The organism is Nitrosomonas eutropha, assembly GCF_900116685.1.
GTDB lineage: Bacteria > Pseudomonadota > Gammaproteobacteria > Burkholderiales > Nitrosomonadaceae > Nitrosomonas > Nitrosomonas eutropha_A.
On the sequence record NZ_FPBL01000003.1, the window covers coordinates 1 to 25835 of the forward strand.

Consider the following 25835-nt stretch of genomic DNA (forward strand, 5'->3'; position numbering starts at 1 on the left):
TCTATCTGAGCATATGACTTGGCTTCTCCGCCAAATTGCTTGGTCAGTATTGTTGTGATCGCTGCCGTTAGCGTCGTTTTACCATGATCCACATGGCCTATCGTCCCTACATTTATATGCGGTTTCACCCGTTCGAATTTACTTTTTGCCATTGCGTCTGCTTCCTTTTATTAATGCTTGTATCAGTAATCTAATAACCCTGGCTGCAGCATGACTTGGTGCCCATGGCCAGGATTGAACTGGCGACCTCTCCCTTACCAAGGGAGTGCTCTACCACTGAGCTACATGGGCGTACAGAACAAGAATATTATCCTCGCCGTAATATTGTGGAGCGGGTGAAGGGAATCGAACCCTCGTCGTAAGCTTGGAAGGCTTCTGCTCTACCATTGAGCTACACCCGCTTGTGCCCGGCTCACCTGCCTTACGTTTAAATAAACAGCCGCACTATTCGCAATGACTAGCGCGATCAGATTAATCCAGCGCTACGCGCATCTCTGATTTTTGTTACCACGACTGGTGGAGGGGGAAGGATTCGAACCTTCGAAGGCAGAGCCGTCAGATTTACAGTCTGATCCCTTTAACCGCTCGGGAACCCCTCCAAAATAGCAGGGCATTATGAACGCTTAGACCGATCAAGTCAATGCTATAGCATGAGCTGATTACATAAAATTTCTGATACTGTTATTTTGATTGTTTTTCATATCAATTCAATGCGGATCGAATATTATTACTCAAATTCTCGCTCAGGATACGCGGCGTGACGAATATCAGCAATTCTCTTTTATCATCACGCTTTGCGGTATTTTTAAACAAATTTCCCAGTAACGGCACATCTCCCAGTAACGGAATCTGGTTACGATCCCGCTTTTCGACCTGTTCAAATATACCGCCGATAACAACCGTTCCCCCATTCTCTACCAGCACTTCGGTGACGATTTGCTTGGTATCAATGGCCGGACCAGCCGGTGTGCTCTCCCCGCGAGTATCCTGATTAACCTGCAACTTCATGATGATATTATCATCAGGAGTGATTTGTGGCGTAACCTTGAGGCCAAGAACAGCTTTTTTAAACTGAATCTGTGGCCGTGTCACACTGATAGTCTGAAAGGGAATTTCCGTACCTTGCTCAATACTCGCTTCCACACGATTAGCCGTAACCAGGCGCGGGCTAGCGATAATACGGCCCTGACTATCCGACTCCAATGCAGACAGCTCCAGATTGATCAATGTACCGTTGTTAATCTTGATCAAACTCAATCCTAGTGCAGCCGGGCCGCCAGCAACTCCCGCAAGCGCAGCCGCCGGCAAGTTGACGTTAAGATTATCTCCACCAGAAGGTGATACCGTACCAGCAGCCAGTTCACTGGAATTGCCCAAATTCCCAGAAATACCCAGTCGCCGTCCATTAGTCTGACTTCCGATCCGAGTTGCGTTCTGCACCCCAAAACGAGCTCCCAGGTTACGGCTGAATGTATCGGTTGCCTCGACGATACGAGTTTCAATCATGACCTGGCGCACCTGGGTATCGAGATTAGCCACATGCCGAGCTACCTCTGCAAGCCTGGTGGGAATGTCGGTAACGGTCAGCGTATTGCTGATGTCATCAACTTCCACCGAACCACGCTGGCTCAGAATACCCTTAAGCGGAATCGAGCTGGCAGTCCGATAATTAAGTCTGAATGCTTCCGTTTGCAACACTTCCAACTCGGTTATCTGCTGATTCTGCTCCAGCTGCAATCTTTCACGAGCAGCCATTTCTTCCCGTGGTGCGATAAAAATTACATTACCCACCCTGCGTTTATCAAGATCGCTCGTTTGCAGCACGATATCCAGCGCCTGATCCCAGGGAACATCCTTCAGCCGCAGAGTCAGATTACCTTTAACTGAGTCGCTGGCAATGATATTCAAATCGGTAAAATCAGCGATAACCTGAAGAATTGAGCGAATTTCAACATCCTGAAAATTAAGTGAAAGTTTTTCACCAGTATAACCTCCATCAATCAGCTTTTTGTGAATGGGCATATCATCACCTTCAATTACCGATCTGACTTCTACCGTAAAATTGGTTCCGGTTTGGTAAGATGTATGCTCCCAGCGCCCTTTCGGCTCAATAACCATCTGCACGTTACCATCCCGCGCGATAGTCTCAATCGTCTGCACTGGCGTAGCAAAATCCAGCACATTCAACCGTTGCTCAAGATTGGGAGGGAGGTAGGCCTTCATGAACTCGACAAGCAATCTTCCTCCCTGACTATGTACATTGACTACCGCTCCTGGTTGTGACAGCCCCACCTCCACTCTGCCCTCACCTTGTGTGCCGCGATGAAAATCGATATCCCGCAAGCTTAATTGTGCTTCACCTCTTACTGGCATGGAGGCTGAAACAGCAGCACGATTGAGTGATTCACCCAGTTCATTGCCCTGGAGTGCAATCAGTAAATAGTTACCTTCCGTGCTGATTTCATACCTAACTGCTTTTGACAGATTCATTACTAGACGGGTGCGGCCCTCAGCAGGCACAACATCCATACTCTTTATTACACCACGACCTGATACCTTGCCAGACTCTCCCAGAGCGCTGGCGACCTGCTCCAGATCAAAATAAAGGCGATCGGGATCATTCAGCAATACTCCGGCTGGTAGAGTCGCAATCGGTCGATCCAACGTCACTTTAACAATTAAACGACCATCTGTTTGGGCCGAAATATCCAATGCACGAAGGGTATTTACTGACGTTGATGCAGCTACAACCTGAATGGTCCACGCAGCCAGCAGAATACACATCGACAAACATTGCCAAACTCGATGAGCAATCATGATTATGCAACTCTCGTACCATTTATTTTCCATTTTCCAATTCATCACTTTGGCTCCTGAGTTTGCAGCATGAGTACACTGACCCGTTCAACCCATTCATCCGTACTACCTCGCGTAATCTCTCTCAATTTGACTTCCTCCTCGGAAACCCCTGTGATCAAACCGAAATTCTGCCCAAGGTAATTGCCAGTTTTGACACGGTGTACAGAGTTATCCGGTGCCTTAACCAGGGCAAAAACGTACTTTCCACGCCGTAGCGAACCGACCATAGCGAGGTTCTCCAACGGAAAACTTTCTAGTGCCTCTTTGGGACGTTTCAGATCAGGCTGTAACTCATCTCGCTCAGACTTTTCCTGCTGGTTTCTTCGATTACTAAAGGGATCCGGAATTTCGAAAGCCTGATAAATAAAATGCTCCAGCGGCTTGATTTCAGGCAGAGGATCCACCTTTCCCTTCAATCCCGCTCCTGATTCCTTGACGAAAAATTCCAGATCTTCATAGCCTTCCTGGCTGCATGCAGCCGTAAACAACACTATCATTACAGCTATCCAGAAGCGGAATCGATCGCTCATGACGCCCCTTTTGCATTCTTTTGTTTATTTTTCTCCGTCATTTCCCTTTTGCGCTCTGCGATTTCCTCATCATCGAGATAACGGAAAGTTTTTGCCGTAGCGTTCAATATCAACTGGCGATCTTTCCCAGGAATAATTTCAATATCCTGCAAAGTGACAATACGCGGCAACTGAGCCACATCACTTGCAAAAGCACCAATATCATGATAATTACCTGTCACCCTGACAGAAACTGGAAGCTCGGCATAGAATTCACGAACCGTTTCCTTAGCATTGGGCTTAAACAGCTCAAATTGCAATCCCCGTCCCAATCCAGCCCGGTTAATATCTACTAACAACGCATCCAGCTCAGACTTGTTAGGTAACTGTTTCAGCAAGGTACCCAGCGTTTGCCCCACCTCTGTCAATTGCACACGCAAAAGATCAAGATTGACTGCACTATTCTTTTTGGCTAAAAAAGTATTTTTCAACGTATCTTCCTCTTGCTGCACCTGTTCCAGCGCCTCCCATTGCTCCTCCCAATCCAGAAAATAACCTGCCACCATGAGGACTCCCAACAGCAACGCAAGCGCACCTACCTTGAGCGCAACTGGCCAGTTGCCAGGCTCATTGGGATTGACATGACGTAACTCTTCCAGCAGATTCATGGTTGCCCCACCGCTGCGGTAATTTTTGCTGCTACCTCGTTTCCCCTGGGACGACCCTCCTCTTCTGGTAATTCAGTTAATTTGACATTCAAATCGAATTCACTGAGCCTGATACCATTTTCGGTAGCTGCCCTGATTTCAATCAACAATGGCGACTCCAGCCAAGGCGACGCATCCAGATGGCGCATCAGCGTCGAGATCCCGGCATTGGATTGAGCGTAACCAGCAAGGTGCAGGTGCTCATTCGTCTGTTTCAAGCTCTTCAGGTAAACTCCCTCCGGTAACTGCCTGGCTACCTCATCCAGCATATGCACTACCTTGATGCGATTTCCCTGCAAAGACTCGACAATCTCCTTGCGTACCAGCATCTCCTGTATTTTTTCCTTAATTGATTTTATTTCGGCGATTTGCCGATCGAGAACAGTAATCTCATCCCGCAGATACTGATTACGTCCATTCTGATGATCAATTTTATCCATCACCATCTCGTGTACTCCCCAGATAACCAGCATCCCCAGACTAACAGTAAGACCAGCCAGTATGGCAAACTGCTGCTGGCGCGCTTTGCGCTTAAGTTCACGATGTGGAAGCAAATTAATACGTATCACGATGGATCAAATCCTCGCATGGCCAGGCCACTGGCGGTCAGCAATACCGGGGCATCCATCTTCAGCTGCCGCAGCGCAATCCGGCCGGATAACTCCATGCCAAAAAATGGATTAATAACCTGGGTAATCACCCCGGTACGTTCAGATATAATTTCCTCAAGACCCGGGATCACTGCACACCCTCCTGACAAGGAGATATAGTCAACATGGGTATGTTGAGTGGAAGTATAGAAAAGCTGTATGGCTCGAGCCACCTCCAGCGCAGCTGTTTCACAAAAGGGTCGCAATACATCATTTTGATAGCTCTCTGGCAGCTTATTGTTGCGCTTAGCTGCCTCGGCTTCTTCCGGGGAGAGATTGAACTGATTCTGGATTTCTTGCGTCAGCTGATTTCCACCAAAGGATAAATCCCGCATGTAGATAGAGGTATCATTTAACAGCACATTGATTCGCGTGACGTTTGCGCCAATATCAATTAATGCAATCACCTTATCTTTTCCTCCACCCGGCAGCTGACTGCCAATCGCTCTGGAAGAAATAGTCTGGGCAGCAAATTGCTCGACATCCATCACCATTACCTTCAGGCCGGCAGACATTGCTGCTGCTACACGATCTTCCACTTTGTCTTTACGAGCAGCCGCCAGCAACACCTCCACCTCTTCCGGGCAATCTGGAGCTGGTCCAATCACCTGAAAATCAAGATTGACTTCATCCATTGCAAACGGCACGTACTGATTGGCTTCTGTTTCAACCTGAAACGCTAGATCATCTTCCCGCAAACCTGCAGGTACGTTAATTCTCTTTGTAATAACTGATGTCAACGGCAGAGCCATAACAATTTTCTTCTGTCGCGTTCCCATTCGTTTCAGGGCGTGCTGGAGGCTGTCACTCACCTGTTCAATCTGGTTAATACCCCCATCCTGCAGAGCATCCATCGGCAATGGTTCGATAACATAACGTTCCAGACGATATGATTCTGGCGCTCCACTTTTTCCGGATAATTCCACTAGCTTGATTGAAGAGGCACCAATATCCACCCCCAACATTCTAGATGTACCTGTCAGCACACCAAAATTGATATCAAAAGATTTCTTCAGAACCATGTCAGCTTTCATTTGCATAATGTTTCGATCAGAAGATTTTTATTCAGATGCAATACTTCAACTGAAGCCGATTCTGACAGGTAAGTAAAAAATCAATTCATACAATAACAGTTGATATACCCTTTATAATCTTGTGCTGGATCATTTTTTCACCCACACAACACTCTGCCTTTTAATGTTATTCCGCTGGTTTTTCCGTTTCCTTCTGACCATTCTGGCTGCTGGTTTACTTGCGACGTTGCTAGTGATATTTGCCGCCCTGGTTACGTTACCTTCTTTACCCAGCCTCGATATGCTGACTGATTACCGCCCGAAAATACCCTTACGGATTTACAGCGCTGATGGTTTTCTGATTGGGGAGTTTGGTGAAGAACGCAGGGATTTTGTAAAAATAAAAGAGGTACCGGAATCTCTCAAACAAGCTGTTCTGGCAGCTGAAGACGATCGTTTTTACCAGCATTACGGGGTAGATTACATCGGTGTTTTACGCGCCATTTATTCAAACTTCACGGCAGGCAGCACACTCCAAGGCGCAAGCACCATTACCATGCAAGTGGCACGCAATTTCTTTCTGACCAAGGAAAAAACATTTACCAGAAAATTCAGTGAGGCATTACTGGCTTTTAAAATTGAACACAGCCTGGGAAAAGATCACATTCTTGAGTTATACATCAACCAGATTTACCTTGGGCAACGCAGCTATGGCTTTGCTACTGCAGCACAATCTTATTTTGGCAAAAAACTGTCTGATATTAATCTGGCTGAAGCGGCCATGCTGGCCGGACTCCCCAAAGCACCTTCACGCTACAACCCGATCGTCAACCCGGAGCGTGCAAAAATACGACAGCAATACGTGTTACGACGGATGTATGAGCTCAACTATATTTCAGCCGACCAACTTGCACTAGCAAAGAAAACTTCTGTTGCAATCCATCGCCAGGTAAAAATATTTGCCATGCCGGCTGATTACGTCGCAGAGATGGTGCGTCAAGTTGTTTACAATCGCTATCGCGAAGAAGCCTATACTCGTGGAATCAGGGTTTATACCACGCTGAGAAAATCTGATCAGGAAGCAGCCTACCGTGCGCTGCGTAAAGGAGTAATAGAATATGACACCAGACATGGTTATCGTGGCCCGGAAGCATTCCTGAAACTGCCAAAAGATCTTAAAGATCATGAAGCACTGCAGGACACTATGCAGAATATCAGCAACAGTGATGATATCCTGGCGGCTGTTGTCCTGTCCGTGACACCTGGTACTGTTGAAGCCTCCCTCAAGAACGGGGAAACAATCCGGATTACTGGGGATAGCCTGAAAGTAGTCAGCAAATACCTTGGTAAAGATCCCCGGGTTACCGAAAGGCGAATACGTCCCGGTGCTCTGATTCGAGTAAAAAAGGCAGAAAAAAACAGCTGGCAAATTACTCAATTACCCGAAATAGAGGCTGCTCTGATCGCAATAGACCCAAACAATGGTGCTATTCGCGCATTAGTAGGCGGGTTTGACTATAATCTCAACAAATTCAATCATGCTACCCAAGCCTGGCGTCAACCTGGATCAAGTTTCAAACCGTTCATTTATTCCGCTGCACTTGAAAAAGGGTTTACTCCGGCCACTATTATTAATGATGCCCCACTGTATCTAGGGCCTGATCAGACTGGTGGCAAGGCTTGGGAACCCAAGAATTATGACGGCAAGTTCAGCGGCCCGATCAGAATGCGCACGGCATTAACTCATTCGAAAAATCTTGCATCCATCCGTATTCTTCAGGCGATTGGGCTATCCTACGCACAGGATTACATTACACGCTTCGGCTTCGATAAAAAACATCATCCAGCAGTTCTTCCCATGGCACTTGGCGCTGGATCAGTCACTCCGATGCAAATGGCCGTTGGCTATGCTACTTTCGCCAATGGGGGATACCATATCCCCCCCTACTTCATTGAACGAATTGAAGATGAGCACGGAAAAATTATTGAGCAGACACGCCACACCACTGCAAGCCAGAACGCCAAACAGGTTATAGATCCACGCAATGCATTCCTGATGACAAACATGATGCAGGATGTCGTCCAAAGAGGAACTGCCGCCCGGGCAAGAGTACTTGGCCGCAATGATATTGCCGGGAAAACGGGAACTACCAGCAATGCCTTCGATGCCTGGTTCTGCGGTTACCAGAAAGATCTGGTGGCAGTTGCCTGGCTGGGCTTTGATGATCCCAAATCCATGGGAAACAGAGAAACCGGGGGGCAGGCAGCTTTACCTATCTGGATCAACTATATGGCCAGCGCACTTAAATCAATACCTGCCACAAAAATATCTCCCCCACAAGGTATTGTTATGGCCAAGATTAATCCAGAAACAGGCTTGAGGGATCAATTTGGGACACTCAACGAATACTTTTTTCAGGAGCAGCTTCCGCCGGAAACAGATTATTCTTTCCAGGATCCTGGTTTTACGGATCAAATGGAAGACTGGCTGTTTTAAATCAGAGAGTAGTCGAGTGTATAGGAGTATTTATCGCAGGCAATCCTCTTCTACCAGAGTTCCGCAGAACCAATAAATTCAGCAAGATAGATGCAACGAACAATTGCCTTAAGAATAATGTGGTGCCGGGAGGGGGAATCGAACCCCCATGAAGTCGCCTTCGCGGGATTTTGAGTCCCGTGCGTCTACCAATTCCGCCATCCCGGCTTTAGTTGCGGCAAGAACGCAATTATACTGAAATTACCTTACACAGCAACCAATACCAGATTCTCTGTCATAACAAAAAAATCAAGAGTTAAAACTTAACCAGCTCATCTCGGGTATATCCTGATCACGTCTTCCTCAACAACCTGTATTTTGACAAGCTCTGGGGATCTATTTATTTTCGATCCAATCAAAAAAGCTCTATTTGCATTAAATACGAGAAAAATACTAGAATTTCCCCAAGCAGTTAAATTAACAGCGTTTTTATAAAGAGCATGTTAAGAATTAAGATTATGGCTACTAACTCATGTAAAAATTCCTCGCATTTGATGTAATTAGCACTTGGTAGTACTTAATGCACGGCTGATATAGCCGAGAATAGACAGAGCTCACAGTAAAGCAGTAGCAGTTTACGGCTAACAAAAATCATTTCATACATAAAAATTTTAAAATTTCATGTCAGAACCTATTTTGCATGACTTAAATGACTCCGCTGTTGTTGCATCAAAAGCGGAGCTGCTTTTTGACGAGGTATCTCAATATCTCAAGCCTGAAGATATGCTCTTACTTAAGAATGCTTATTTCTTCAGTCAGAAAGCACACTCCGGCCAATTCAGAAAATCTGGTGAACCCTATATTTCTCATCCTGTTGCAGTCGCCAGAATACTGGGTGAACTCCACCTGGATACGATAACACTCGCTGCTGCTCTGCTGCACGACGTGGTAGAGGATACCGGTATCCTGAAGGAAGAAATCAGCAAACGATTTGGCTCTTCCGTAGCCGAGCTTGTAGATGGCGTTTCCAAGCTCGATCGGATCAGGTTCCAGACTCAAGCAGATATGCAAGTGGAAAATTTCCGCAAAATGCTGCTGGCCATGGCACAAGATATACGAGTCATACTGATCAAGCTGGCCGATCGTCTGCACAACATGCGCACACTTGAAGTAATGCCACAAGAGAAACAGCACCGCATTGCACGAGAAACGCTGGAGATCTACGCACCGATTGCACATCGCCTCGGCCTGGAAAATATCTATCAGGAACTACAGGAGCTGGGGTTTTGTTTTTCTTATCCAACCCGCTACAAGGTTCTGCTCAAGGCAATCAAAGCAGCAAGAGGCAATCGCCGGGAGGTGGTTGGAAAAATCCTGGAAGCAACCAAACAGCGCTTACGGGAAGCTGCGCTGAATGCCATGGTAACCGGCCGCGAAAAACATTTGTACAGCATCTACAAGAAAATGGTGGAGAAACATCTTCGTTTCTCGGATGTACTGGATATTTATGGTTTTCGGGTAGTTGTTAAAGACGTTTCATCTTGCTACGTGGCGCTTGGAGCTCTCCATAGCCTGTACAAACCTATCCCTGGAAAGTTCAAAGATTACATCGCCATCCCCAAACCAAACGGCTATCAATCATTACACAGCACATTGCTTGGACCTTATGGATTGCCGATAGAAATCCAGATCCGCACCCACGAAATGCACCATATCGCTGAGGCTGGAGTTGCTTCACACTGGCTTTACAAGAACAAGGGTAGTGACACTGCAATGGATGATTTGTACATGAAAGCCAATCAGTGGATGAAAGGCTTACTGGAGACCTTGAATGACTCATCCGATTCGCTGGAATTTCTGGAGCATCTCAAAATTGATCTATTCCCAGGAGAAATATATGTTTTTACTCCGCAAGGTAAGATATTAACGTTACCACGAGGCGCCACCATAGTAGATTTTGCTTATGCTGTGCATACCGATATTGGAAATTGCTGCGTAGCCGCCAGAATCAACGGCGAAATCACACCACTTCGCACCCGCCTAAGAAGCGGAGACCGTGTGGAAATTATTACTGCACCCGCAGCCAAACCAAATCCTGTCTGGCTATCCTATGTTGCAACTGGCAGAGCACGCTCCAGTATCCGTTATTTTCTGAGAACCATTCAATACAATGAATCAGTCAGGCTTGGAGAACGCCTGTTGAATCAGGCATTGCATTCCTTTGGTACGAACTCGGAGACTATCGAGCCATCACAATGGGAAAAGCTGGCAAGAGAGAGCGGGGTTAAATCCAGGGAAGCACTTTTGGCAGATATTGCCCTGGGGAAACAGCTTGCCGCAGTTATAGCCAAACGTCTCGCCACCCCGTCAGGTGAATCTGTATCAAATATTGATGGCAACAACTCTATCACCATACTTGGAACCGAGGGAATGGCAGTCAAATTCGCACGATGCTGCTACCCTATACCCGGTGATGGCATCGTCGGATTGATTAAAAAAGATCAGGGGTTGGTAATTCATACACAGGATTGCTCTGCAGTAATCAGGATCAAAGATCACAAAAATATAGACAATCAGCTGGATGTTGTCTGGGGGATAAATATCGACAGAACCTTTCCGATCAATATATTCATGACAGTAGTAAATAAAAGTGGGGTATTAGCCAGAGTAACCGCAGAGATTGCTAAAGCGGATTCAAATATTGACGATATAACGTTGGAAAATGACAAAGATTACACCACAATGCGCTTTATCCTACAGGCTAGGGACCGTCAACATCTTGCGCAAATTTTCCGCAGACTGAAGCATATCGGCGAGATAGTCAAAATGGGCCGCATTAGAAACCAATAAATTAATTACTCTATAAAAATGAGTGCTAATAACCTGCTGCTTGATTTCACCTCACCTGGAGCAATCCCCCCCGATCCTGTCGAGGAGATTCGGCGAATAGTTAATGAAACACAAATAAAAATGCAAGTGCTTGAATCACTACTGGAGAACGAACAAGTAGAAGATGTGGCGGGATGGCAATTACTGGCGATGTTTTATCTGGCAACCGACCAGGTAAATGACTTGGCTAAAATAGAAAGACTATATAAAAATATAACGGGCGTATCTCTATCTGCTAATTTGAAACAAAAATACACCCAATGGTTTAATAAAGAAGCAGCCAGTAATCCAATTATATTTGAGATTCCGAAGAAAATTACTGCAGAAACATTGCCTGTCGGCATGATTATCCAGCGTAGCCGCAGTTCTCCTGGCGACATATTGCTTGATTTTTCCAACGTACAGGAAATTGATAACAACGGTCTCAGAAAGCTTGCAAGACTTTTTTCCTCCATGACTCAGGAAAGTATCAAACTTGAGCTGAAACAGATAGATCACTTTATCGACTGTCTGCAAAACAAAGCAGAGGCAAGCACCGGAACACGCGCGATATGGGACGTGTTGTTTGCCTATGAACGCCTCCAAGACAACAGAAAAGCTTTTGAGGAAAAAGCAATCCAGTTTGCGATTCTTTACGGAATCTCACCTCCATCCTGGGAATAAAGGCCAGTATTACTGCTGGATTTTCCTTTCTTCACGAACCTTTTCAATCAGCTGATTGAGAACCGAAATTGTATCTTGTGGAAGACCGCCTGCTTTCCCGCTGGTCAAATATTTGCCGTCAATCACCAGAGCTGGCACACCAGTAAGCTGGTATTGTCGTGTTATTTGGGCAGCTCTGCTTGCCTGATTCTGCACAGTAAATGAATTGTAAGCACTAATGAACTTATCACGCTCAACCCCCTGCTGCTCAATCCAGTTAAACAGCGTCTCCTCTTTTGACAAATCTATTTTTTCACGATGGACGGCATGATAGATCTTGTCATGAAGTATCTCACCAAGACCCAGACTTTCTATTGCATAAAAAAGCCTGGCTGCGGGTGCCCAGTTATTGCGGAAAATTGCTGGAATATACTGGAATTCAACATCAGCCGGCTTGCTCTCCAGCCAGCGGCCGAGATAGGGATTCAGATCACTGCAATGAGGACAGCCATACCAGAAGAATTCGATAACTTCGATGTGTTGTGATTCGTTTTCCGTCAGCTGGGGCGTTGAAAGTACCTTGTAATCCTTACCTTCAACGATTTCCGCATGAACAGTTAGAATTCCTGCCAGGTTTACAACGACAAAACTCAAGAGAAAGCAGATAATTTTTCTTACGTTCATCCAATTTTCCTCGTTTTCAAAGTGGCAGAAAGAATATTCACGGAATACAAGTAAGTCAGTTTATTTTAAACAACACAACGATATCAGCCGGAGATTTTTGTTATTGCAGTGCCTAGTTGTTACCCGCTGCACGAACAAGACTTGTCGTCATCCCATTTGATTGTAGTGAGGCACGAACCCGGTCAAGCTCTTCCATTTTAATAAATGGGCCGACACGTACACGGTGTACAAGCACATTACCATCAGACTTTCCGATCTGAACCGAAGCAACAATACCCAGCATAGCAAGTTCAGCCTTCATTCTTTCAGCATCCCCAGAATTTCTGAAGGAGCCCGCCTGCAAGTAATACTGATCCTTGGTCACAGCAGTTTTCTCAGGTATTTTCTCCGGAGTTTTCTTGATTGCCGTAGCAGTTGGCGGCAGAGGCGCAAGATCAAACGTATCCTCGGCTGGAGGCTCCTCAATCCCGGGCAAGATTTTATAGAAATCAAAACGGGATCCACTCGTTTCCGCCTGGTTTGTATGGGGCAGAATCTTTTTCTCTGCTGATAACGGCGGTGACGATTGCCGTGCGGATTTCCCCGATGACTGGCTCTGAGCCTCTTTCCCCTGAGTAAGGAATGGACTGGGAGCCTGGCTAATGTATAGCCACACCCCGATAGCGCTTACCAAGCCCAAGGTATAGCCAACAAACAAACCAAGCCATAAAGAACCACCGTTCTTTCGTGTTTTTACCGAATTTCTGGATTTATAATCCCGACTCATCAATCTTTCCGTATTCCATTCAGCTACATCTCGTGGGGCGAAGTTACCCCCAGCAACGATAATCCTTTTGATAACACCTGACAAACGGCTGAAATCAGCGCCAATCTCGCTATTTTAAGCGTCTCATCTGGGACGAGGAAACGCGTCGAGTTGTAGTAACTATGAAACTCTCCTGCCAATTCTCGCAGAAAAAATGCAATAAGATGAGGGGCTCGTTCCTTTGCTGCTGCTTCGATAGTATCCGGAAAATCAATCATTCTCTGTAGAAGCACTAACTCAGCTGGATCAGTCAGCAATTTCGTTTCTGCCCTACCGAGTATATCTACTGCCCCCCCCCACTGCTCAAGTACGCTGCAGATACGAGCATGCGCATATTGCACATAGTAGACAGGATTATCGTTACTTTGTGATTTGGCCAGATCAAGATCAAAGTCCAGATGCTGATCACTTTTACGCAACACATAAAAAAAACGGGCTGCATCATTACCCACTTCCTGGCGTAATTGTCTTAATGTAACAAATTCTCCTGACCGGGTGGACATGGAAATTTTATTACCATCCCGATACAGGACAGCAAACTGAACCAGCGCTATTTCAAGCTTATCCGAATCAAGAGACAGTGCTTCAATAGCGCCTTTTACCCGGGAAATATAGCCATGATGATCCGCACCCCAAATATTCAGCATGTAATCAAAACCACGTTCATATTTGCTGAGGTGGTAAGCGATATCGGATGCAAAGTATGTATACTGGCCATTTTCCCGTTGCACCACCCGATCTTTCTCATCACCAAATCCGGTAGACTGGAACCAGAGCGCACCATCCTGACGATACAGTAGCTTTTTATCATCCAGCAGCTGTACAGCACGCGCCACCAACCCGCTATCGAACAATGATTGTTCTGAAAACCAGTTTTCAAACTCAACACCGAATTCCATCAAGTCATTTCGGCAATCATTCAACTGTTCCGTCAGAACAAAATTGTGGAGATAGGCATAATCCTCACCAAGAATGGATTTTGCTGCGGTGATAAGATTGTCCAAGTATTCGTCTTCCCCGTCAGTGGCTGCTTTAGCATTGATTTCAGCCAGCTGTTGCGTCGGAGAATCAGAGTAATGAGCATAGCGATCGCCATGTGTCCTATGTATTTCCAGCGCCATATCAACAACATATTGCCCTTGATAAGCATTGCCGGGAAACGGGAGAGAGATACCGCACCAACCAAGGTAACGCAACCATGTTGACAAAGCCAGAATATCCATTTGGCGACCGGCATCGTTAACATAAAACTCGCGTGTAACAGCATATCCGGCTGCAGCCATAATATTGGCCAGGCTGGCACCAAACGCTGCCCCACGACCATGGCCAACATGCAACGGTCCGGTTGGGTTAGCGGATACAAACTCGATCTGGATGGTCTTTCCTGCCCCCAGTTTATTATGCCCGAATGAATCACCCGCCTGCAGCACTGCAAGTAAAAATTGCTGTTTCGCTGTTTTCTTCAAAAAAAAGTTGATAAACCCGCCACCGGCAACAATCACTTTCCCCACATAAGGAGAATCCGGCAAGGCTTCAATCAGCACCTTTGACAGCTCAAGCGGATTCCGACGCAAACGCTTGGCCAGTTTCATGGCTAGATTACTGGAATAATCGCCATGATCCACCAGTTTAGGGCGCTGCAACTCGATTTGTATCTCTGTTTCGTCTGGAAGAACTTGTTTCGCTGCCTGGGCAAGCAGCTGTATACAATGGGATCTAAAATCGAAGGGAATCGTTGTAGCCATGACAGGAAAGTATTTCGGTAAGTCCGCATTATAGCGGCTTGCCTGCAAACTTGTTTGCGTGTTTTGATAGACAGATTGAATCCGGGAACCTGCCAGAAGAGCCTTGGCAAAGGCTCTTCATTTGCTTGAACCTTCCTCGGGCTTATTTTTCAGGATTTGTAGATTTCATGTGTTATCCAGCCAGTATATAATGAGAAATTAAAACTGTTATCGCAAAGGATGAAAATCCTGATCGGCTCACAATGGAAAATACAGAAGAAAAATTCGGGGAAGAGATACTTGATGCCTGCATCAAGCACACAAAAGAAGTTTTGGCAGAGCAACTGCCACTTGTTAAAGACAAAAAATATGATTTTGCACCGCAATTCAAGGATTTGACTATTCAGCTTTATCTCGTCGGTGTCATGCAGCAGTTTTATGATCAATACGAAGCAACCACGGCAGATGCACAAGAAAAGGCATTTCAAGCGCTGTGCCATATGATGGTCAAGGATGGTGTCAAACCCAACCGTGCCAAAAAGCAAGCTGCATTCGTCAAAAAAATGTCTGTGCTGGAGGATGGTGATGAAGCACTGGCACTCGCATTGGGCTATGAATCAAAACCCGGCGATCATAGTCTAGCTGAGGTCTTCGATCACTATGTTGGCGAGACCAGAGTATCAAAAGGACTCTGGCGCTCCTATGATCAGGGAAAAATCATTTTGTTACTGGGTGGTTTGCTCTTTGCTATGGCTGGTGTATGGTTCGTAACAATCTATCTTCCGGAAAGTGATAATGTCACCATTCTGGCGATCGGGTTACTAACGGCATTCCTATTCATGACACCCGTGTTTCTAATTGGTCTCTTGATTTACCGTTACAAAACAAAAAGAGGCAATCGCCCCAAAACTCCACCCCTTTGATTAAGCAGTCTCCGGGGAAGACCAGAGGCATATAAAAAATTTTTCTGCCAGGATAAAAACATTGTGGCGAAAATTTCCTAAATCAGCCTTGCTGATTTAAGCAGGCTATTTATCTGCACTATTCGACACCTCCTGAATTTTATGAGTGCAACGATTATCAGCGGTAATTTTATCGCAAGCAAGCTACGCGAAGAACTGAAACAACGCGTCCAAATCCTCTTGGAAACATGGATGCAACCTGGCCTGGCAGTTATTTTGGCAGGAGACAATCCAGCATCTTCCGTATATGTTCGCAACAAGGCAAGAACCTGCGAAGAATTGGGCATCCATTCCGAAATTTTTAATTTCTCTGCTGATACTCCCCAGAAAACTATATTGCGGCAGATACGGGATTTGAACGTCAATCCTGAAATTCACGGTATTCTGGTGCAATTGCCTTTACCCGGCCATATCCAGATGAATGAAGTCATTGCCGCCATAGCAATTGAAAAGGATGTAGACGGATTTCACCCCTGCAATGTGGGCGCATTGGCAACAGGACATGCCTTGTTTCGTCCGTGCACTCCCTTTGGTGTCATGAAAATGCTGGCAGAATATGACATCCCACTTCAGGGGCAACACGTGGTTGTTGTCGGGCGCAGCAATATTGTCGGAAAACCGATGGCGCTCATGCTGCTGGAACAGGGCGCAACTGTCACAATTTGCACCTCACAAACCCGAGAACTGGCCAACCACACCCGGAGCGCTGACATCATCGTAATGGCCACGGGAAAAGCAAATTTACTGACAAGCGATATGATCAGAACAGGCGCAACTGTAATCGATGTAGGCATTAATCGCTTAGTGAATGGACGACTTTGTGGTGATGTCGAGTTTTCAGGCGTAAAAGAAAAAGCAGGATATATCACACCGGTTCCCGGTGGCGTAGGACCGATGACCATCACAATGCTGATGAATAATACGATTGAAGCCGCAGAACGCGCGAAAGTAAAAGCTCAGACAGAAGCCCGGTGCGGCTCTGTGCAATAATTTTGAACTTGTAGACTTGTAAACAGGGAGCAGACCCGAATATGGATCCACTGGATATCGATCCCCAGGAAACACAAGAATGGCTGGAAGCTTTGGAAACGGTACTGATTAACGAAGGTACCGAACGCGCTCATTTTCTGCTGGAAAAACTGGTAGAGAAAGCACGTCGCTCCGGCGCCTACCTGCCCTACAGCGCCAACACTGCTTACATTAATACCATTCCACCCGGCAGGGAAGAGCGTTCACCCGGTAACCATGCGCTGGAGCATCGCATTCGCTCCTACATTCGCTGGAATGCAGCGGCAATGGTATTACGCGCCAATCGACACACTAACGTTGGCGGCCATATTGCAAGCTTTGCCTCGGCAGCCACACTCTATGATGTCGGCTATAACCATTTCTGGCGCGCTGCCAGTGAGCAGCAAAGCGGCGATCTAATTTATGTACAAGGTCACTCCTCTCCCGGCATTTACGCACGCGCCTTCCTGCTAGATGAACTGACTCGCGAGCAAATGGATAACTTCCGCCAGGAAGTGGATGACAGCAACAATAGCCTTCCCTCCTATCCTCATCCATGGCTTATGCCGGATTTTTGGCAATTCCCTACTGTCTCGATGGGCCTAGGGCCGCTCATGGCGATCTATCAGGCACGTTTCATGAAATACCTTGGCGCACGCGGCCTTGCTAAAACCGATGGTCGTAAAGTCTGGGCTTTCATGGGTGATGGTGAAGTAGATGAACCAGAATCTCTGGGTGCAATTTCCCTAGGTGTTCGTGAAAAACTTGATAACCTGATTTTCGTCATCAACTGTAATCTGCAGCGCCTTGATGGGCCAGTACGAGGAAACGGCAAAATCATCCAGGAACTGGAAAGTACCTTCCGTGGTGCTGGCTGGAATGTGATCAAGGTCATCTGGGGCTCTTACTGGGACCCCTTACTGGCAAAAGATACCAAGGGATTACTGCAACAGCGCATGATGGAATGTGTTGATGGCGAATATCAGACTTTCAAATCACGTGACGGCGCTTATGTGCGCCAGCATTTCTTCGGCAAATATCCGGAACTGCTGGAGATGGTTGCCAGCATGTCTGATGATGATATCTGGCGACTAAACCGGGGAGGGCATGATCCTCACAAGGTTTACGCTGCCTACAGTGCAGCAATGAAACACACCGGCCAACCAACCGTGATACTGACCAAGACAATCAAAGGTTACGGTATGGGTGAAGCCGGGGAGGCACAAAACATTACTCACCAGCAGAAAAAAATGGGCACGATCTCGTTAAAAGCATTTCGGGATCGTTTTGGGCTGCCGGTGCCAGATGACAAAATTGACGAGATACCTTATCTAAAATTCGAAGAAGGCTCGCCTGAATACAACTACATGCGTGAGCGGCAGCAAGCAATGGGAGGCTTTATTCATCACCGCCGCCGTAAAGCTGAAGCATTACAGATTCCACCATTATCTGCGTTTGAGGCATTGCTCAAAGCCAGTGGTGAAGGGCGCGAGACATCAACGACAATGGCATTTGTGCGCATACTCAATATCTTGGTAAAAGACAAGAATATCGGCAAGCATGTAGTACCTATCGTTGCAGATGAATCACGTACATTCGGCATGGAAGGCATGTTCCGGCAGCTGGGTATCTGGTCATCCGTAGGGCAGCTCTACACCCCGGAAGATGCTGATCAGTTGATGTATTACAAGGAAGACAGGAACGGACAAATACTGCAGGAAGGAATCAATGAAGCAGGGGCAATGGCATCGTGGATGGCGGCAGCCACTGCCTACAGCACACACAACGTGCAAATGATCCCGTTCTATATTTTCTATTCGATGTTCGGTTTCCAGCGCGTGGGCGATCTTGCCTGGGCGGCCGGCGATATGCGCTGTCGTGGCTTCCTGCTGGGCGGCACTGCCGGTCGTACCACGCTGAATGGTGAGGGATTGCAGCATGCGGATGGCCACAGCCACTTGGCTGCTTCCACCATCCCAAACTGCATATCCTATGACCCTGCTTTCGCTTACGAGCTTACCGTTATCATTCAGGATGGCCTGCGCCGTATGTACCAGGAACAGGAAGATGTCTATTACTACATCACTGTAATGAACGAAAATTACTCGCATCCAGAGATGCCCGAAGGTGCCGAGCAAAATATTTTGCAGGGGATGTATCTGCTTCGCGATGGAAGCAAGAAAAACAAGCTGCACGTGCAATTGCTGGGTTCAGGAACAATTTTACGAGAAGTAATCGCTGCGGCAGATATTCTGGAAAAAGATTACAAAGTCTCGGCAGACATCTGGAGTGTTACCAGCTTCAATCAGTTACGGAGGGAAGCACTGAGCGTATCGCGCTGGAATCTGCTCCATCCTGACGAGCCAGCCAGGCTGTCGCATGTGGAAATCTGCCTGAAAGATCGTAAAGGGCCAGTTATTGCCTCGACCGATTACATGAAGATTGTTGCCGACCAGATCCGGGAGTTCATCCCGAACCGCTACCGTGTACTGGGCACAGATGGATTCGGTCGTTCGGATACACGCGAAAAACTGAGGCACTTCTTTGAAGTGGATCGCCATTATGTCGTGGTCGCAGCGCTTAAGGCATTGGCAGATGAAGGAAAAATTCCAGCATCAGAAGTGACCAAAGCGATCCAGGCCTTTGCAATTGATCCGGAAAAACCTGAGCCGATCAAAGTCTAGATCCGTTTACAGCTGATGGAATAATTCTGTCTCATCCTGACGATATTTATAGCAGCGAGAATCAAGGAGTACAAGTGGCTGAAGTCAAGAAAGTTCTGGTCCCGGATATCGGGAGTTTTGAAGATATTCCGGTCATCGAAATTATGGTCAAGCCTGGCGATAACGTACAGGCTGAAGATCCTTTGATTGTGCTGGAATCGGATAAGGCTACGGTTGAAGTGCCTTCGCCCTACTCTGGAACGATTAGGGAAATCATACTCCAGATAGGCGCCAAGGTCTCCAAGGATTCAGAAATCCTGACCATGGAAGTAATATCTGTCGCAAAAGATGAGGAAAAGACACCTGAATCCCAGCCATCTGGATCTCCATCCGAGCCACAACCTGTACAAACAGGGATGGCCAAATTAAATCAGCCTGAAGCCACACCAGTGGTCAAATCTGCATCTACCACAGCAGCAAAACCAGTGGCCCCTCCGTCTTTATTACCGAAACTTGATCAGGAAGTCGGACAGCATGGCAAGATAATACCTCACGCAAGCCCCTCGGTCAGACGATTTTCCCGGGAATTGGGAGTAGATCTGAACAGAGTGGTTGGAACCGGCCCTAAGTTGCGTATTCTCAAGGAAGATGTACAGGCTTTCGTGAAACAGGTACTGGCTGGTGAGCATAGTACCGGAAGCTCACTCAACCTGCTGCCCTGGCCACACGTAGATTTTGCAAAATTCGGGCCAATCGAACTGAAATCACTATCGCGTATCCGGCAAATTTCAGGCGCTAATCTTCATCGTAACTGGGCCATGATTCCGCATGTCACACAATTTGATGAAGCAGATATTACCGACCTGGAAGCACTCAGAAAAACGCATAACGAAACCCGGAAAAATGACGGTACCAAACTGACCATACTAGCTTTTCTTATCAAGGCAGTTACAGCGGCTCTGAAAAAATTTCCAGAATTTAATGCCTCTCTGGACAACAGCACAGCGGAGAGTCAACTCATCATCAAGCATTATTATCATTTGGGGTTTGCGGTTGATACGCCTAACGGACTGGTGGTTCCAGTTATTCGGGACGCTGACCAGAAGGGAGTAATCAGTATCGCCAAAGAACTTGCCAGGTTATCCTCACTTGCTCGTGAAGGAAAATTAATGCCCAATGACATGCAAGGGGCAAGCTTTACCATATCAAGCCTGGGAGGTATCGGTGGAACTGGATTCACACCCATTATCAATGCACCGGAAGTTGCCATTCTGGGAATTTCCCGTGCAAGTCTGCAACCGGTTTATCAGAATGAAAAATTTGTTCCGCGCTTAATGCTCCCGCTCTCACTATCCTATGACCACCGGGTGGTTGATGGTGCAGCAGCCGCACGTTTCACTGCACACCTGGCCAGCATCCTGACCGATATGCGACTTGCACTATTCTGAGTTACGCGACCAACCGGGCATCGCAGTGCCCGATTACCTATTTACCGGCAAATGGCCGAAGCAACAGCATACTCACTCATCGGAATTTATGGCGGAACGTTTGATCCCATTCATTATGGGCATCTGAGAATAGCCGAAGAATTGACAGAGATTTTACGACTAAACCACCTGTTCTTTTTACCAGCAGGCCAGCCCCGATTGCGCGACACCCCCGTTGTAACCGGAGCACATCGCGTTACCATGCTGCATGCAGCCATTCGTGGAAATGCTATGTTTTCAGTGGATGATCGTGAAATCAGGCGCTCTGGTGAAACCTACAGCGTTGAATCACTGCAAGAAATCCGACAGGAATACCAAGCGAAATACAAAGCAGGCAAGCATATTGCACTTTGTTTCATTATTGGGGTCGACGCCTTTATCAGGCTGCCACACTGGTACCGTTGGTGTGAATTATTTGAATTGTGTCATCTTGTTATTGTCAATCGACCCGGATCAGCTCTGATCAACAATTTATCCGATCTGCCCGATGAATTGAAAGCTGCTTGCCAGACTCGCCAGGCAGCTACGATCGAAGAGTTAAAAAATTCGCACTGTGGCCGCATTTTTACTACCTCCACAACCTTACTGGATATTTCATCCACCAAGATTAGAAGCATCATTGCTTCAGGAAAAAGTGTACGCTATCTGCTGCCCGAAGCGGTACTCGACTATATTGACAAGCATAATTTTTATGCCGGAGAAAAATGAAATTACCTGACGAACAACTTGAAACAGTCATAATGGCCCTGGAAGACCTCAAGGCCAGCGATATCCGTGTAATAGACGTCAGTAAGCTGACTCCGTTATTCAACACCATGGTCATAGCCAGCGCCGATTCCACACGTCAGACCAAGGCACTGGCAGGCCATGTACAAGAAAAGGTAAAAGCAACTGGAAGGATCGTTTACGGAATGGAAGGCGAACAAACAGGAGAATGGATGCTGGTTGACCTGGGCGATATCATTGTTCATATCATGCAACCCGCCATGCGTAGTTACTATGATCTGGAAGGACTCTGGGCAGAATCATCCTGGCAGTCACCACAGGAAAATGCCACTGTATATGGTTAACTCCTGGCTGCAACAATTGGTTTCAAAATAACACGGCTACTTCCTAAACCAGTTCATTCCTATAAATTTTGCACGCTCATTATTCTGAATCATGAAGTTCCATATCCTGGCAGTTGGCAACAAAATGCCGGACTGGATTAAAAAAGGATACGCAGAATACAGCCAGCGCATGCCCAAAGAAGCTGAAATACAGCTGGTGGAAATAAAACCGGAAAAACGGGTTGGCAAAAAGACTGAACAACTATTGCAGGCCGAAAGTGAACGTATCCGTATCGCTTTACCACTTGGGTGTCATATTGTTGTTCTGGATGAATCAGGCAAGCAGACCGCTACTGTCAGGCTGGCTGAACTGATGACCAACTGGATGGAATCTGGCCGGGACGTAACGTTCATTATTGGTGGAGCAGATGGATTGCACCAGGATATTAAGCAAATAGCTCACGAAAAGCTGGCGCTTTCTGCTATGACATTACCGCACGGGCTGGCGAGAGTATTACTGGCAGAACAACTTTACCGGGCATTTTCTATCACCCGGAATCACCCCTACCACCGTGCATAATTTGCAATCCTGCTGTAGAGTTTCAGCTACAGGTGCACAATATTTGCTTATGGAAACATACCTTAAGGTTTGATCCGGGAATGATTACTACAGCTGGCAGTTATATTTATCTGGTATCACGCAGCGCTCGCAGACGCAATCTGCTCAAGCAGATTGGCATCAGGCACACCATATTGCTCATGCGGGAAACCTTATCCCGCCCGGTTGACGTGGATGAAACACCTGCTCCAGAAGAATCTCCAGCCGATTATGTCTACAGAATTACCCATACTAAAGCAGAAGCCGGCTGGCTACGTCTGAAACAGCGGGGCCTGCCTGTTTTACCTGTACTGGCCGCAGATACCATTGTTGTGCTGGATGGCCGTATCCTGGGAAAGCCAAAAGATACTGGGCATGCGGAGGAAATGTTGCGCGCACTCTCTGGGCAGGAACACCAGGTGCATACAGCAGTCGGGCTGGCATTCCAGGGACAGATTAGGCTGCGCTTATCAACAACAATGGTTCGATTCCGGGATATCAGCCAGCACGAAATCCGGACCTATATAGCCAGCGGTGAACCACATGAAAAAGCAGGCGCCTACGCCATTCAGGGAAAAGCAGCTGCTTTCATTATCAACATCAGCGGGAGTTATAGTGGTGTAGTCGGATTGCCACTATTTGAAACCTCCCAGCTACTGGAAGAAACAGGAATCCCCATTTTCTGAACAAGTACAAATATAATCGGATCCCAGTTTATATGAGCAGCGAGATTCTCATTAATGTCACGCCGCAAGAAACGCGTGTTGCCATCATAGAACAAGGAATCACACAGGAGCTGCACATTGAACGCACCAGCAGCCGTGGCATCGTAGGCAATATTTATAATGGGCGCGTCAGCCGTGTGTTGCCTGGTATGCAGTCAGCTTTTATTGATATTGGTCTTGAACGGGCAGCTTTCCTGCATGTGGCAGATATCCATGAATCCGGCCAGACCGAGCACAACAAGCCGATAGAGCAACTCCTGTCTGAGGGCAGCAACATTCTCGTACAGGTCGTCAAAGATGCAATCGGCGTGAAAGGTGCCAGGCTCTCCACCCAGGTCAGTCTTGCTGGACGTTTGCTGGTCTATTTACCGCAAGAATCCTACATTGGTGTATCTCAGCGCATCGAAGACAACAATGAGCGCGAATCGTTACGCCAGAAATTACAGAGCATTCTGCCAGCCGATTCTTCCGGCGGCTATATTATCCGAACCATGGCCGAAACCGCTGATGAACCAGAATTACAGGCTGATATCGATTATCTTCACAAACTCTGGCAGGACATCCAGAAAAAATCATTAACCATTTCTCCGCCTTCCCTGCTTTATCAGGATCTGGATCTGAGCCATCGTGTATTGCGCGATTTTGTCAATGCCGATACCTACCGGGTTCGGGTAGATTCACGCGAAACTTACCAGAAGCTGACCACCTTCGCCCAAGAATACATGATGAGTGATGTGGAAAAAATCAGTCACTATACCGGAGAGCGACCATTATTCGATTTATACGGGGTTGAGCAGGAAATCGAAAAATCACTGGCCAGACGTGTTGATCTGAAATCCGGTGGATATGTAATTATCGACCAGACCGAGGCGCTGACCACCATGGATGTCAACACCGGCGGCTTTGTCGGGGTACGAAATTTTGATGACACCATATTCAAAACCAACCTCGAAGCTGCCCAGGTAATTGCACGACAACTGCGATTGCGTAATCTGGGCGGCATCATTATCATCGATTTTATCGACATGGATCGTGAAGAACACCGGGCTGCAGTTCTGGCTGAATTTAATAAAGCCTTGCAAAAGGATCGAACCAAAATGACTGTCAACGACTTCACCGCGCTAGGGCTGATCGAGATGACCCGTAAACGCACACGTGAAAGCCTGGCGCAAATTCTTTGCGAAACCTGCCCAACTTGCCAGGGACGCGGAGAAATCCGGACAGCACAAACAATCTGCTATGAAATTCTGCGTGAATTGTTACGGGAATCTCGGCAGTTCAACGCCAAAGAATATCGTATTCTGGCCTCACAACAAGTAATCGATCTCTTTCTGGATGAAGAATCCCAGAGCCTCGCCCAACTGGGTGATTTCATTGCCAAACCCATAGGCCTGCAGGTAGGTACTACTTATACGCAAGAACAGTACGACGTTATCCTTATTTAACCCTTCTCCTGCGACAATATGTCGCATTGCAACCGGCACTAGGCTGGTCTAAAATTTTTAAACAAGGCGATGAGGATATTGATAATCGTTATCAATTCTGATAGCATCCTAAATCAATATATAAGCATGTTCAGCTTGGCTAACTTAGGTGTTTTAGTTTTCGTAACTCCAAACAGTTAACTCTAAAATCGCGTCAACAAAAAAACATACACAGTATGGCTAAAATACATCATAAACCGGTTCTTACCGGTATATCTCTCATCAGCTTCCTGGTAGTGATCGCAGCACATGCTGCCGTACTTTATGGCATGTGGCAATATCGCTTCAGCGCCACGGCTCCAGAAACGATTACGCTTTACGCGCAATTCATTGCGCCACCTGAAAAGCAGGAAGAAGTTGCCGAAGCGCCCAAAGCGGAGCTGAAAGCAGAACACATGCCTCCTCAGATAAAGCCCAAGCCACCAGTCAGGAAAGTACAACTCCAACCTAAACACCATCTGGTAGCCAAAGCACCTGCTGTTACCCAGCAGGAAAAGATTGTACCCGAACCACCCATTGAAGAACACAAACCAGAGCCAGAACCGGAAAAGAAAATCGTCAATGAAACAGTAGCTGCAGCCAAACCTGCACAGATGCCAGCAGGCCCGGTTACCCTGTCTTCCGAACTGTCTGTATCCTGCCCTGATCTAGCCAGCCCTGCCTACCCTGCCCTATCCCGTCGCCTGGGTGAGGAAGGTAAGCTGCTACTCCAGGTAAAACTGGATGAAACAGGTCGTATAAGCAGCGCCAAAGTTGTCGAAAGCAGCGGATATTCAAGACTGGACAATGCCGCTCTGTCTGCTGTCAAAACCTGGCGTTGCCGGCCGGCAACGCGCGGTGGACAAGCAGTACCGGCAATTGCCCTGCAGCCTTTTAATTTTGTCATCGAAGGAAGTTAATA

At 46.9% G+C, this 25835-nt stretch carries 22 protein-coding genes and 4 tRNA genes; 13 read left to right on the forward strand and 13 right to left on the reverse strand.

The window, feature by feature from the left end; genetic code table 11:
- From BM331_RS04540 to BM331_RS04580, 9 genes are all read right to left on the reverse strand, one after another.
- A partial coding sequence (locus BM331_RS04540; RefSeq protein WP_256214828.1) for a GTP-binding protein occupies window positions 1-152 on the reverse strand: 152 nt, incomplete at its 3' end.
- Between the two features lie 64 nt (window positions 153-216).
- Window positions 217-291 (reverse strand) — tRNA-Thr (locus tag BM331_RS04545).
- Window positions 292-327: 36 nt separating this feature from the next.
- A tRNA-Gly gene (locus BM331_RS04550) sits at window positions 328-401 on the reverse strand.
- Between the two features lie 113 nt (window positions 402-514).
- Window positions 515-599: transfer RNA gene (locus BM331_RS04555), tRNA-Tyr, on the reverse strand.
- A gap of 103 nt (window positions 600-702) precedes the next feature.
- Window positions 703-2862: a type IV pilus secretin PilQ gene (pilQ, locus tag BM331_RS04560; RefSeq protein ID WP_083414685.1), complete on the reverse strand. Its 2160-nt coding sequence runs from the start codon at window positions 2860-2862 to the stop codon at window positions 703-705.
- Entirely contained in the window at window positions 2862-3389 is a 528-nt protein-coding gene (locus BM331_RS04565) for a pilus assembly protein PilP (protein ID WP_074927490.1), read from the reverse strand. The genes pilQ and BM331_RS04565 overlap by 1 nt, the downstream gene beginning before the upstream one ends.
- A complete protein-coding gene (locus tag BM331_RS04570) occupies window positions 3386-4036 on the reverse strand; it encodes a type IV pilus inner membrane component PilO (protein ID WP_074927492.1) in 651 nt (216 codons plus the stop codon). The genes BM331_RS04565 and BM331_RS04570 overlap by 4 nt, the downstream gene beginning before the upstream one ends.
- Window positions 4033-4644, reverse strand: coding sequence for a PilN domain-containing protein (locus BM331_RS04575; protein ID WP_074927494.1), 612 nt, complete (start codon window positions 4642-4644; stop codon window positions 4033-4035). Before BM331_RS04575 ends, BM331_RS04570 begins: the two co-directional genes overlap by 4 nt.
- Complete coding sequence (locus BM331_RS04580) at window positions 4641-5765, reverse strand: pilus assembly protein PilM (protein ID WP_177217834.1); 1125 nt, start codon at window positions 5763-5765, stop codon at window positions 4641-4643. Before BM331_RS04580 ends, BM331_RS04575 begins: the two co-directional genes overlap by 4 nt.
- 157 nt (window positions 5766-5922) lie before the next feature.
- Here BM331_RS04580 and BM331_RS04585 point away from each other — a divergent pair, with 157 nt between their 5' ends.
- The gene (locus BM331_RS04585) at window positions 5923-8235 is read left to right on the forward strand and encodes a penicillin-binding protein 1A (RefSeq protein WP_074927496.1); all 2313 of its coding nucleotides are present in this window, start codon (window positions 5923-5925) and stop codon (window positions 8233-8235) included.
- A 120-nt stretch (window positions 8236-8355) separates the two neighbouring features.
- Here the strand turns inward: BM331_RS04585 and BM331_RS04590 are convergent.
- Window positions 8356-8442: transfer RNA gene (locus BM331_RS04590), tRNA-Leu, on the reverse strand.
- A gap of 453 nt (window positions 8443-8895) precedes the next feature.
- Between BM331_RS04590 and BM331_RS04595 the strand changes: the two genes are divergently transcribed.
- The gene (locus BM331_RS04595) at window positions 8896-11064 is read left to right on the forward strand and encodes a RelA/SpoT family protein (protein ID WP_074927497.1); all 2169 of its coding nucleotides are present in this window, start codon (window positions 8896-8898) and stop codon (window positions 11062-11064) included.
- Window positions 11065-11082: 18 nt separating this feature from the next.
- Window positions 11083-11766 carry a hypothetical protein gene (locus tag BM331_RS04600; RefSeq protein ID WP_074927499.1) on the forward strand — a complete coding sequence of 228 codons (684 nt, stop codon included), beginning with the start codon at window positions 11083-11085 and terminating at the stop codon, window positions 11764-11766.
- A gap of 9 nt (window positions 11767-11775) precedes the next feature.
- Here BM331_RS04600 and BM331_RS04605 read toward each other — a convergent pair whose 3' ends face one another.
- From BM331_RS04605 to argS, 3 genes are all read right to left on the reverse strand, one after another.
- Window positions 11776-12429: a thiol:disulfide interchange protein DsbA/DsbL gene (locus BM331_RS04605; RefSeq protein WP_074927500.1), complete on the reverse strand. Its 654-nt coding sequence runs from the start codon at window positions 12427-12429 to the stop codon at window positions 11776-11778.
- 112 nt (window positions 12430-12541) lie between these two features.
- Window positions 12542-13195, reverse strand: a complete 654-nt coding sequence (locus tag BM331_RS04610) for an SPOR domain-containing protein (protein WP_074927502.1) — start codon at window positions 13193-13195, stop codon at window positions 12542-12544.
- 23 nt (window positions 13196-13218) lie between these two features.
- Window positions 13219-14979: an arginine--tRNA ligase gene (gene argS, locus BM331_RS04615; protein WP_074927504.1), complete on the reverse strand. Its 1761-nt coding sequence runs from the start codon at window positions 14977-14979 to the stop codon at window positions 13219-13221.
- A gap of 242 nt (window positions 14980-15221) precedes the next feature.
- Between argS and BM331_RS04620 the strand changes: the two genes are divergently transcribed.
- The 10 genes from BM331_RS04620 (at window position 15222) to BM331_RS04665 (ending at window position 25833) form a co-directional block, all read left to right on the forward strand.
- Window positions 15222-15881, forward strand: a complete 660-nt coding sequence (locus tag BM331_RS04620; protein WP_074927506.1) for a hypothetical protein — start codon at window positions 15222-15224, stop codon at window positions 15879-15881.
- A gap of 141 nt (window positions 15882-16022) precedes the next feature.
- Complete coding sequence (folD, locus tag BM331_RS04625) at window positions 16023-16910, forward strand: bifunctional methylenetetrahydrofolate dehydrogenase/methenyltetrahydrofolate cyclohydrolase FolD (protein WP_074927509.1); 888 nt, start codon at window positions 16023-16025, stop codon at window positions 16908-16910.
- Between the two features lie 41 nt (window positions 16911-16951).
- Window positions 16952-19612, forward strand: coding sequence for a pyruvate dehydrogenase (acetyl-transferring), homodimeric type (gene aceE / locus BM331_RS04630; RefSeq protein ID WP_074927511.1), 2661 nt, complete (start codon window positions 16952-16954; stop codon window positions 19610-19612).
- A 74-nt stretch (window positions 19613-19686) separates the two neighbouring features.
- A complete protein-coding gene (gene aceF / locus BM331_RS04635; protein ID WP_074927513.1) occupies window positions 19687-21039 on the forward strand; it encodes a dihydrolipoyllysine-residue acetyltransferase in 1353 nt (450 codons plus the stop codon).
- 51 nt (window positions 21040-21090) lie between these two features.
- Window positions 21091-21786 (forward strand): nicotinate-nucleotide adenylyltransferase, encoded by a 696-nt coding sequence (nadD, locus tag BM331_RS04640; protein ID WP_074927515.1) that lies wholly within the window; start codon window positions 21091-21093, stop codon window positions 21784-21786.
- On the forward strand, window positions 21783-22148 hold the full coding sequence (rsfS, locus tag BM331_RS04645) for a ribosome silencing factor (RefSeq protein ID WP_074927517.1): 366 nt from the start codon (window positions 21783-21785) through the stop codon (window positions 22146-22148). Before nadD ends, rsfS begins: the two co-directional genes overlap by 4 nt.
- A 91-nt stretch (window positions 22149-22239) precedes the next feature.
- Window positions 22240-22707 carry a 23S rRNA (pseudouridine(1915)-N(3))-methyltransferase RlmH gene (gene rlmH / locus BM331_RS04650; RefSeq protein WP_074927519.1) on the forward strand — a complete coding sequence of 156 codons (468 nt, stop codon included), beginning with the start codon at window positions 22240-22242 and terminating at the stop codon, window positions 22705-22707.
- 80 nt (window positions 22708-22787) lie between these two features.
- Window positions 22788-23411, forward strand: a complete 624-nt coding sequence (locus BM331_RS04655) for a Maf family protein (RefSeq protein WP_074927521.1) — start codon at window positions 22788-22790, stop codon at window positions 23409-23411.
- Between the two features lie 32 nt (window positions 23412-23443).
- Complete coding sequence (gene rng, locus BM331_RS04660) at window positions 23444-24895, forward strand: ribonuclease G (RefSeq protein WP_074927523.1); 1452 nt, start codon at window positions 23444-23446, stop codon at window positions 24893-24895.
- Window positions 24896-25110: 215 nt separating this feature from the next.
- On the forward strand, window positions 25111-25833 hold the full coding sequence (locus BM331_RS04665; RefSeq protein WP_074927525.1) for an energy transducer TonB: 723 nt from the start codon (window positions 25111-25113) through the stop codon (window positions 25831-25833).
- Window positions 25834-25835: the final 2 nt, after the last annotated feature.